Source organism: Campylobacter concisus, from assembly GCF_002914005.1.
Classification (GTDB): domain Bacteria; phylum Campylobacterota; class Campylobacteria; order Campylobacterales; family Campylobacteraceae; genus Campylobacter_A; species Campylobacter_A concisus_N.
This window is the reverse complement of record NZ_POZU01000007.1, coordinates 63,229-74,273: the sequence shown is the minus strand read 5'-3', so window position 1 is coordinate 74,273 and position 11,045 is coordinate 63,229. Positions and strand designations below refer to the sequence as shown.

Here is an 11,045-nt window from a genome sequence, read left to right as displayed (position 1 = left end):
ATTCTGCTCTAAGATATTTTAGGAATATACGCCTAAGAATATCATCATCGGTTAAACTTATAATTTCCAATATTATGTCAATAACTTTTAGTTGAGATACCTTCTCTAAATTACTAGAAATATATGTTCTAATATCGCTTAAACTAGAATCATTTGATGATGACAGAACATCTAAAATTTCATCAACTATAGCCCTGTTGTCTACATTGCCTAAGTGATCAATCTCCGATAGTCTATTGGTAATCATATATATTTCAGGATATGTATGTTTAATAAATCTATTATTATTTTTTCTATTCGGAATTTCTAAATCATCAAAAAATCTTACCAAATAAGACCTGATAATATCAGTTCTCTCATTTTTTATTCTCTTATCCACGTTACAAAGACCATTAAAAACACTATACAGTGCTTTACCAACTGTGCTTTTGCCTGAATTATTTTCTCCGGCTATAACTGTAATACCATTAATTTCGATATCGGCATATTTTACTTTACCAATATTTTCTATTTTAATTTTCACTTTTTTTCCTAAAAATTATATAGATACCTCATTGCTTATTATAGACAAAAATAGAAAATATTTTACTATTTTTGTCTATTACTTCACTCCCACTCTATCGTTGCGGGCGGTTTGCTCGAGATGTCATAAACTACGCGATTGATGCCATTTACCTCGTTTATAATGCGTCGGCTTACATTTTCAAGTAAATCATAAGGGAGTCTTGAAAAGCTTGCAGTCATGCCATCGCTCGCATCGACCACACGCACGCACACGGCGTTTTCATAAGTGCGGTTATCACCCATAACGCCAACAGAATTTACATTTAAAAGCACGCAGAATGCCTGCCAAGTTTTGTTGTACCAGCCAGTACTTTTTAGCTCATCGCGTAAGATCACATCAGCTTTGCGAAGTAGCTCTAGACTTGGTTTATTTACTTCACCCATGATGCGAATAGCAAGACCAGGTCCCGGGAAAGGGTGGCGGAAGACTAGATTGCGGCTTAGTCCAAGCTCAAGACCAAGCTTTCTAACCTCGTCTTTAAAAATTTCTCTTAGTGGCTCTATTAGCTCAAATGTCATCCAATCAGGCAAACCTCCAACGTTGTGGTGGCTCTTTATCGTCTTGCTTGAGCCAACTACGGAGCTTTCGATGATATCAGTATAAAGAGTGCCTTGAGCTAGAAATTTCACATCGCCATGCTTTTTAGCCTCTTGCTCAAAAATTTCTATAAATGTCTCGCCTATGATCTTGCGTTTTTTCTCAGGATCTACTACACCAGCCAAGCGGCCAAGGAAGGTCTCGCTCGCGTCTATGCTAACTAGCTCAACACCAAGCTTTGTTCTAAATGTAGCTTCAACTTGCTCTTTTTCGTTTGTTCTAAGAAGTCCATTATCAACAAAGACAAGGATCAAATTTTCTGGCACGGCGGCCGCTAAAAGTGCCGCAGTCACGGAGCTATCCACGCCACCGCTAACTGCACAAAGCACCTTGTGGGTGCCTACTGTTTTTCTGATCTCTTCTATCTTATTTTTAGCAAAGCTTCCCATATTCCAAGTGCTCTCGCAACCGCAAATATATTTGGCAAAATTCTTTAAAATTTGCGTGCCATACTCGCTGTGTTGCACCTCTGCATGAAACTGGATCGCATAAAATTTACGTTTATCATCACCAAAAGCGCAATAAGGCGAATTCTCACTCTCAGCGATCACCTCAAAGCCTTCTGGTAGGTCTTTTACATAGTCACTATGGCTCATCCATACGATTTGTTTTGATGGGGTACCTTGAAATAGTTTGTGCTCTTTTATGACGTTTAGTTCAGCCTTGCCGTACTCTTTTTGATCAGCCGCTAAAACTTCAGCTCCGTGCGTGTGAGCAAGTAGTTGCATACCGTAGCAAACACCAAGGATAGGGATATTTAACTCAAAGACGCCGTTATCGCAAAAATAAGCATCTTTAGCGTAAACACTAGCTGGGCCACCACTTAAAATGATACCTTTTGGCTCTTTTGCTTTTATCTCGCTAAGCTTTGCATTAAATGGCAAAATTTCAGTGTAGACGCCCTCTTCTCTTAGCCTTCTAGCTATTAGCTGAGTATATTGCGAACCAAAATCCAAAACTATAATCGTATTGTTCATTTATAACCTTTTAAAAATAGATATGAAAAATTTCAAACTGCACATACCAAACAATGATTGATACGATATATCCTAGAACCACCATCCAAGCGTATTTCATATGTGCGCCAAAGGTATAAATTCCTTTTAATTTACCCATTACTCCAACACCAGCTGCTGAACCAAAGCTGATCATCGAACCGCCGATACCAGCAGTTAGTGTCACTAGTAGCCACTGACTCATTGCCTCACCTGCATCAGCTCCCATTGCTGGATTTGCTTTCAAAACAGCTGACATAACTGGAACGTTATCAACGATTGCTGAAAGGAATCCAACGCCAATATTTACAGCAGTTGAGCCAAATTTATCATAAAGTGATACAGCGTAATTTAAAAATCCAGCAAAATGAAGAGCACCAACTGCAGCTAAAATTCCAAAGAAGAAAAATAGTGTGTTGTTTTCGATCTTTGACATATAGTGAAATACATGCATTGGCTCTTCATTTTTGTGAGCTTTTTTGAAATAGTAAGTATAAAGACTAAGTAGTGAGAAGCCAAACATCATTCCCCACATCGCTGGTAAGTGGAAAAGCTGATGCATCATAACAGCACAAAATATAGTAAATGCGCCTATAAAGATAACTGCTTTGCCGCCTTTTTTCATAACCACTTTTGGCTCATTTGCCACATCAAAATGTGGTGCAGTACTTGGTACCACGCGAGAAAGTAAAAATGCCGTTACAAACCAACCTATGATAGATGCTGGGAAAAGTGCGAAAAAATCGACAAACGGCGCTTTTCCAGCGGCCCAAGCCATAAGCGTAGTGATATCGCCAAATGGACTCCATGCTCCACCTGCATTTGCTGCAACGACGATGTTTATCGCGCCAGCCACTAAAAAATTTGTATTATTTCTATCTATTGTTAAAAGAACGGTTGAAAGTATAAGCGCTGTTGTTAGGTTATCAGCCACTGGGCTTATGAAAAATGCCAAAACACCAGTTAGCCAAAATAGTTTTCTATAAGTATAGCCTTTTGATACGAGATTATATTTAAGTGCGTTAAATACGTCTCTTTCTATAAGTGCTTCGATAAATGTCATCGCCACCATCAAGAAAAATACGATCTGAGCAATCTCTAAAATCAGGTGATTTACCTCATGTTCAAGCGAATGCACATCCATGCCATTTATAAGCATATAAACACCGATAAGTAGGAACATAAACGTACCGATAAAAATAGCAGGCTTTGCCTTATCGATATGGAAATTTTCTTCTGCTGCTATGAAAAAATATCCAACAACAAAAATTATAAGCGATAAAATTCCTGCCCATGTAGTAGTTAAGTCAATAGCTGCGGTTTCTCCATCAGCACCAAAAGCCATCGCGAAAAACAAGCCTAGAAGTCCAAAAAACCTCATTATACTCTCCTTGTAGAATAAAAAATCTTAGTATATTACTTAAATGAGCCTAAAAATTAGGTTAGTTAAAATTATTAAGCTTACATTACATTTTTATTTAAATACGAAAATTTTACTAGATTTTGTTTATCTTATCAGTTTTCTTTTCTTTTACGGGAGCATTTCCATAAAATGGATCATCTTTATAGCCACAACCGCTAAATGCAAAAAGAGTAAAAATTAAAATAAAAGATGATAAGATAAGCCCATGAAAAACGCTAAATTTTTGATAAATACTATTCACGAAAATCCTTTGTATAAAGAAAAATTAAGCATGGCAAATGAGTGCCAACAGCTTTTAGAGCTTATGGGGAAAGCAAAACGATTTTATATAGCTTTTTGCTACGTTAGAGAAGGTGTTTTGACCTTTGTTCTTACTCATCCCACTGGGCTTTTAGAGCTTAGGCGTGATAGTAGTATAAATGATATAAAAAGGTTATTAAAAACCTTTTGCAATTTTAATAAAAATAGCGTTTTTAACAGCATTCTTACTCCGAAGCCTATTAACGAAATCAACTATACAAAAAACAAAAAAGAAGAAAATATAAGATTTGTCGTGAGCAAATTTTTAAAATTTTTTAATCAAAAAGAGCAAAGTGCCATCTTTTATGCGCCAGCTAGCAAAGGCGAGTTTAAAAATTTAGCAAAAGACGAGCAAATACACCAAAAATTTGAAGAGCTAAGAGAAATTTTGCTCAAGAAAAATGAGCAGGCAAGATGCTAATAGACGAGATCAGAACGCTTCCAAACGAGCCTGGCGTATATCAGTATTTTGACGCACAAAATAGGCTCTTATATGTCGGCAAGGCCAAAATTTTAAAAAACAGGGTCAAAAGCTACTTTAAATTTACCCCAAGTCTAGCTCCGGCTGAAAAACTAAGCCCTAGAATTTCAAAGATGATAAGCGAAGCTGTGCATCTTGAATACATCGTCACGCCAAGCGAAGCAGACGCGCTGATACTTGAAAATTCATTCATAAAGCAGCTTAAGCCAAAATACAACATCTTGCTTCGTGACGACAAGACTTATCCTTATATTTTTATAAATTTAAATGATGATTTTCCAAGATTTGAGATCACTAGAAAGGTGGTAAAAGGCTCAAATATACGCTACTTTGGGCCATATTTTAGTGGAGCTAGCGAGCTACTTGAGGCGCTTTATCTAAATTACAATCTCGTTCAGAAAAAGTCCTGCATCAAAGGCAAAAAAGCCTGCCTTTTTTATCAGCTAAAACGCTGCTATGCCCCGTGTGAAGGCAAAATTTCAAAAGAAAACTACGCTAAAATCGTAAATGAAGCTATCGCGGCCTTACAAAATCCAAATTTGCTTATCACTCGCCTTGAAGAGCTCATGCTAAACTACGCCAAGGCTGAAGACTACGAGCAAGCAGCCGCGACTAGAGATAAGATACAAACACTTAAAAACATGCAAACAAAGGTTGAAGTTGATCTTGCTAAACTTGAGGACTTTGAGGCCTACTCGGTCGCTTGCGTGCACGATATGATCTGTGCGGTAAGATTTAGCGTGCAAAGTGGCAAGATAACTGGCGTGAAAACTGACATCACGCAGGCCAAAAACGCTCAAAAAGATGAGATAAACGAGGCTTATAAGCAGGCCATTTTAAAAAGCTTCATAGCTGGTCAGCCGATAATTAGCACCAAAATTTATGTGTATGAGAGCTTTGAAGATAGTGAGCTGGTGGAGGAAATTTTAAACGAGAGATTTGGACGTAAATTTAGCATCACATACCCAAAAATAGGCGATAAACGTAAAATTTGTGAGATCGCTACAAAAAACGCCGAAGTTAGCATCGAAAAATATCTAAAAACGCATGATAACGAGCTACTAAACGAGATAAAAGAGTACTTTGACCTAGCTCACACGCCTTACGTGGTTGAAGCCTACGATAACTCGCACCTTTTTGGTGAGGCAAGTGTGGGGGCGATGGTGCGCTATGAGCATGGCGAGTGGGCGAAGCAAAACTACCGCCATATGCACCTAAGCTCTAAAAACGACTACGATCAGATGAAAGAGAGCCTGACTGCTAGAGCGCTTAGATTTGACAAGCTTAGTCCGCCTGATCTTTGGGTTATTGACGGTGGTGAAGTGCTTTTAAACTTAGCCTGTGAAATTTTAGCAAGCAGTGGCGCAAACGTCGATGTGATAGCCATTTCAAAAGAGAAGATCGATGCCAAAGCTCACCGCGCAAAAGGCGAGGCAAAGGATAAAATTTATACAAAAAATGGTAGCTTTAGCCTAAGCACGAGCGATAAAAAGCTTCAGTTTTTCCAAAAAATGCGTGATGAAAGCCATAGATTTGTCATCAGCTTTCACAGAAAAACAAGACAGAAAAACGATATGCAAAGATCAATTCTAAAGCAAGCTGGCGTATCTGAGGGCAGTATCGCGAAATTAATCAGCTTTTACGGAAGTTTTGATAAAATCAGCGAAGCGAATTTAGATGAAGTGGCAAAAATAACAAATAAAAGCGTAGCAGAAAAGCTTGCAGTACTCAAAGAAGGAAATTTGAAGTGATAATATACGATGAAAATTTAAAAATATCTGCGATAACGCAAGATTCACTTGAGCTATTGGGTTTTGATAGTTTAGATGACTTTTTGTTGCAATACAAAGATATAAGCGAGCTAGTCATAACAAGCCAAGAAAGTACAAACTACAGCTTCTTGGAATTTTTACAAAATACGAAAGATAATAGCGCTAGAGTAAATTTAAAAAGAAAAGATGGAGGTGCGATCTTACTAGAAGCGAGATTGCAAAATGCTATTTTAAAAAATGGTGAAAAATTTTTTATCGTGCTTTTAGAGAAGCAGGACATAATAAACAACCAAAATCTAATAGCAGCAGTAAAAGTAAAACCTACATTAAGACTGCCTGTTTTTAAACTAAACGCATGGTATCTTTTTGACACACAGACACAATCACTTATCGATGATTCCTGGTTTGAAACATCGCTTAAAATACTAAATTTAAATAAAAAAGATTTTGCATCCTATTTAAATATATTTTTGCGCAATGCAAGAGAAATTCTTATCCAGATCCAATCAGCCATAATCGCAAAAGACGAGATAATGCTCAAAAAATACGTAGATGAGATAAGAGAAGCTGCATTAAATTTAAAGCTTAATAACCTTGCAAATGAGCTTAACGCTCTTTTAGATAACAATCAAAATGGAAAAATGAAAGAGATGTCTCTTTTTACCAAAAGACTAATTGAGATAGAAAATATCGTCAAAAAATATAGCAAAAAGAGTATCCATGAAAAATAATAAATTTTATATCTTGTTAGCGCCAATAATAATTTCAGCGATCTTTTGCGCATATAGCGGAAATGAAAGCTATAAAAAATTCACAGATCTAAAAGATCTAAATGAAAAACTATATAAACAATCCTTAGTATTTCAAACTATAAAATCCATAATACAAGAGCACGATACGCTAATAGGCAAAAGCCAAGAAGATATAAAAAAGTTGCGAGATACTACCTTAAAAAATACACAGAAATTTATAAATTCTATAAGAAAAGACGATCGCACTGAGATACGAAATATAAATAAATTAAAAGAATTGCTAGCAAATCTCAACCAAAATGATAAATTTGATGAACTATTTTACGAATTTTTCCAAAATATAAATGGAGAAATAGATAGCGATTTTAAACAAGATTTAGACCGAGACTTCCCGCTTATAATAAAAGCTTATGCCGCAACTTTAAGTAAAATTTACAATCAACTCTCTTTAGCAAACAACACTAAATACTACGTAAAAAATATATTTATAAATGGCCCTTTATTTTCAATAAACAATAATGTGAGAGAAAATATATATTCCGTAAAAGACAACACGCCAAATCTTGATATGCTTCCAAAAAGTGAGCTAAAAGAAAATATTTACAAAGACTTTAATCAGTTTGAAGCCAACTATCAAGCTAAAAAAATAAGAGAAGCTAAAGCCAAGATCGCATTTTCTGAGAAGCTAAATATCGAAGATATCATCTTAATAAAACAGTATGAAGATGATAAATTTATACTTTTATTAAATAGTGCCATAAACATAAAAAATGAGCTACTAGAACTTACCGAGAGCGAGAAAATAAACTTTGGCATAAAGACCTTCTTTGAGTTTTTGCTTTGTGGCTTGCTCATTTTGTCTTTGCTTAGTATTTCTGCTAGGTTGAAATTTTTAAAGGTGCTTATCGATAAGTCAAAATACATATCGAGTTATATCCTATCATCAAAAGAGATAAGTGCGGATAATGCGATATCAAAGCTTGTAAAAGCTTATGAAGATCTAAAAGAAACCTATGTAAAAGATAGCAGCTTTTTTCAGATAAAAGATAGATATATTTTATCAGTGAGCAAGAAGCTAGAGTCCATTAATAAAGAAATTTTTACATCGACCGCGGCTTTAAAAATAGAAACAAATAATAGCAAAAAGCAAGTATTTATAGACACGATAGAAAAAAATGCAAATATCATGACTTCGCTTTATAACAATGCTAAAAATATCTCAAATGTTAAAAAATATAGCGAATGCAATAAAACCGAGATATTTGATCCTCAAAAAAGCTTTGAAGAAATTTTGCAGGCAAATATTGTCTATTCGCAAAGTAAAAAGATAAATTTTATAAGCTATCTTGATCCAAGCCTTACAAATGAACTAGAAGGAAATCTAAATTCATTAAAAACCGCATTTAACTCTATCTTTTTGGCGTCTTTATCAATGTCTTTAAGACATCAAAATATTATCATCACTATCAAAAAAGTTCAAAAAGAGTTTGATAGAAGCGGACTTTGTTCTGTAAGCTTTAGCATAAAAAATAGCTCAACCGCCATGAGCGAAAAGCAAATTTCAGATATATTTTCAGATGATGAGAATAGCTTAAATAATGATGAGAGCGAGTTTTATCTAAAAATCGCTCAAATTTATTTAAAAAATTTAGAAAGCAAGCTGGAGATTAATTCGTTTCAAAGTATTGGCAATGAGTTTAAATTTGTAGTCATTTTTAAAACAACATCAAACTATAAAGACTTTGATATAAAATGCAATCATAAACTAGCATTCTTGCAAGATGTAAATGTCGCTTACAACGAAGCTTTTGAGCAGACCACAAAAGACCTTGGGCTCAAAGTGGATATGCTAACAAGTACTAGTCCATCTATTACAAAAAATTATGATGCTATATTTTTAAGAAACACCAATAAGCAAGGTCAAGATATTAAAAATCCGCTCATTTTAAAAGATCCGCTAACTCCATTAAGCATCACAAGACTACTTTGCTTAGGTGAAGCTGATATTATGAATAAAAATTTAAACGATAAACCAAAAATTTTAATCTGCGATACTAATGAAATTTACATAGATATAACAGCAAGTGGCTTTAGTAAATTTAACTGCGAAGTTGTGGGAGTTTGTAATAAAAAAGATCTAAAACAAGCCATAAAGCAAGGCGATTTTGACCTTATCTTTGTTGGCTCGAAATTTTTCGAAGCTGAAAAAAATAGCCTTCAAAAAAATCTTGATCTTATAAAAGCAGCCATACAAAATACGAAAATTCCAATTATACTAATGCTTTCAAATACTTCAAATATAGATGGAGAGAGTGTCAAAGAATACTTCAATGCCTATATAAAAACACCAATAAATAGCGACGAACTGGCTCAAATTTTTAGAAAATTTTTGCCAAATTTTGGTGAGATTGCAATAGACGAAAGCTATCTAGCAAAAAGCGAAAATATTATTTTATTTAAGAAATCGCCAACGGAAAATAAAATATTTAGCTCAGCTTTAGGAGAATTTTACAACACACTTGAAACCACAAATAGCTTTGATGAGCTACTAACAAAGATAAAAACTAAAACTTACGGCATCGTTCTTGTAGATGAAAATGTAAAAGACTTCAACTACAAAGAGCTAACAAGAGTTGTTGATAAGATAAGACAAAGCCAAAAGGTTGATACAAGAGTGCTGATATTTGGCGCACAAGAAAGAAGTGAATTTCCTTTTGTAAAAGTTCTAGCTAAAAATATCACAAAAGCAGAGCTTTCAGCTACCGTAAGAGAGCAAATCGATTCTATGGGCACTAGCTACGCTAAAAGCTCTTATGAATTTATTAAGTTTAACGCCTAAAACTCTTTTGCGTTATTTTTAAATACATTTAGCACGCTTGCTCGTTTATGGCAAATTTCGGCGTATTCTCTTTCGCTCTTTGAGTCATAAACTATACCAGCTCCAGCCCCCACAAATACATCACTAAAGCCATTTTCACTTGGCACAAATATGGCTGATCGAATAAGAATAGCAACCTGAGCATCACCATTAAAATGCAAAAATCCAATGCCACCGCCATAGATATTTCGCTCAGAAATTTCAAGCTCATTGATTATCTGCATAGCTCTTATTTTTGGGGCCCCGCTTAGTGTGCCAGCCGGAAATATGCTAGCTAAGACATCAAAAAGATCAAGCCCCTTGGCGCACTTGCCATAGACATCGCTTACGATATGAATTACTTTTTCATATTTTTGGATATGCATAGCATTTTTTACAGCTACGCTTTTTGGTTCTGAAACCCTGCCAATGTCATTTCTAGCAAGATCGATTAGCATCTTGTGTTCAGCCAGCTCCTTTTCGTCACTTAAAAGCTCATTTTCAAGTGTCGCATCTGCATTTGCATCACTTCCTCTAGGTCTTGTGCCCGCAATTGGTGCCACAAAAATTTGCTCACTTTTCATCTCAAAAACAAGCTCTGGCGAAGAGCCAACCACATCGCCATAAGGTGTAGGAAAATGAAACATATATGGGCTTGGATTTGTAAGTGAGAGCTTTTTATAAAATTCCAAACTACTCATATTCGTTGAAATTTCAAGCAACTCACCAAGCACCACCTGAAAGATATCGCCGATTCTTATATACTCTTTTGCTAACTCAACCATATCCTCAAAGTGTTTCTTTTCTTTACCAAGATCAGTTTTTATACTAAATTTACTCTGCTCTTTGCTTTTGTTTTTGTTTTTGTTTTCAACTTTTACATCAAGCAAAAAGTCATAATATTTATTCTTATCTCCATAAAATGTATAAATTTTACTCATCTTATCAAAGTGCAGATAAGCCTTTGCATCGGCATAGATAAATTTTGGAAATTCATACTTTTTGGCTTTCTCTTCTCCGATATATTCAAAATATCTCACGCCATCATAAGCAAAAACACCAAAGAGACCCGCAAATGGAGCTAAAGATTTATTACAATTTGTATCAAAATAACTTCTAAGCCCATAAAAATCCATATCCTTTTCATCTATATAATCGCAATCAATGCCAATTATCGTCTGTGTCTTATCTTCAGCTAAATAGCTATTTTTAAATTTTTCTCTAATCGCTTCATAATAAAAAATCGGCTGTTCTAAAAGCATTTTTTCCCTTTTTAATTTTTGGGTGATTATAAAGAAAAATC

The 11,045-nt window shown here is 35.1% G+C and carries 9 protein-coding genes; 4 read left to right on the top strand and 5 right to left on the bottom strand.

The genetic code is table 11. The features are described 5' to 3' along the window. The 4 genes from CYP54_RS00575 to CYP54_RS09765 form a co-directional block, all read right to left on the bottom strand. The coding region (locus tag CYP54_RS00575; protein WP_141108501.1) for an AAA family ATPase at positions 1-523 on the bottom strand (523 nt) is incomplete at its 3' end. An 83-nt stretch (positions 524-606) separates the two neighbouring features. Continuing rightward, a complete protein-coding gene (gene guaA / locus CYP54_RS00570; protein WP_103603783.1) occupies positions 607-2,139 on the bottom strand; it encodes a glutamine-hydrolyzing GMP synthase in 1,533 nt (510 codons plus the stop codon). Positions 2,140-2,149: 10 nt separating this feature from the next. Then, positions 2,150-3,538, bottom strand: coding sequence for a sodium:proton antiporter NhaD (gene nhaD, locus CYP54_RS00565; protein WP_087586234.1), 1,389 nt, complete (start codon positions 3,536-3,538; stop codon positions 2,150-2,152). A gap of 115 nt (positions 3,539-3,653) precedes the next feature. Further along, positions 3,654-3,821: a hypothetical protein gene (locus CYP54_RS09765; protein WP_021091736.1), complete on the bottom strand. Its 168-nt coding sequence runs from the start codon at positions 3,819-3,821 to the stop codon at positions 3,654-3,656. 30 nt (positions 3,822-3,851) lie between these two features. On the opposite strand from CYP54_RS09765, the gene CYP54_RS00560 reads away from it, so the two are divergent. The 4 genes from CYP54_RS00560 to CYP54_RS00545 are packed head-to-tail and all read left to right on the top strand — an operon-like array spanning position 3,852 to position 9,724. Further along, entirely contained in the window at positions 3,852-4,301 is a 450-nt protein-coding gene (locus CYP54_RS00560; protein WP_087580279.1) for a hypothetical protein, read from the top strand. After that, a complete protein-coding gene (uvrC, locus tag CYP54_RS00555) occupies positions 4,295-6,112 on the top strand; it encodes an excinuclease ABC subunit UvrC (protein ID WP_103603782.1) in 1,818 nt (605 codons plus the stop codon). The genes CYP54_RS00560 and uvrC overlap by 7 nt, the downstream gene beginning before the upstream one ends. Beyond that, positions 6,109-6,864, top strand: coding sequence for a hypothetical protein (locus CYP54_RS00550; RefSeq protein WP_103603781.1), 756 nt, complete (start codon positions 6,109-6,111; stop codon positions 6,862-6,864). The genes uvrC and CYP54_RS00550 overlap by 4 nt, the downstream gene beginning before the upstream one ends. Continuing rightward, positions 6,854-9,724 carry a response regulator gene (locus CYP54_RS00545; protein WP_103603780.1) on the top strand — a complete coding sequence of 957 codons (2,871 nt, stop codon included), beginning with the start codon at positions 6,854-6,856 and terminating at the stop codon, positions 9,722-9,724. The genes CYP54_RS00550 and CYP54_RS00545 overlap by 11 nt, the downstream gene beginning before the upstream one ends. Here the strand turns inward: CYP54_RS00545 and CYP54_RS00540 are convergent. Then, entirely contained in the window at positions 9,721-11,004 is a 1,284-nt protein-coding gene (locus tag CYP54_RS00540; protein WP_103603779.1) for an anthranilate synthase component I family protein, read from the bottom strand. The genes CYP54_RS00545 and CYP54_RS00540 overlap by 4 nt on opposite strands. Positions 11,005-11,045: the final 41 nt, after the last annotated feature.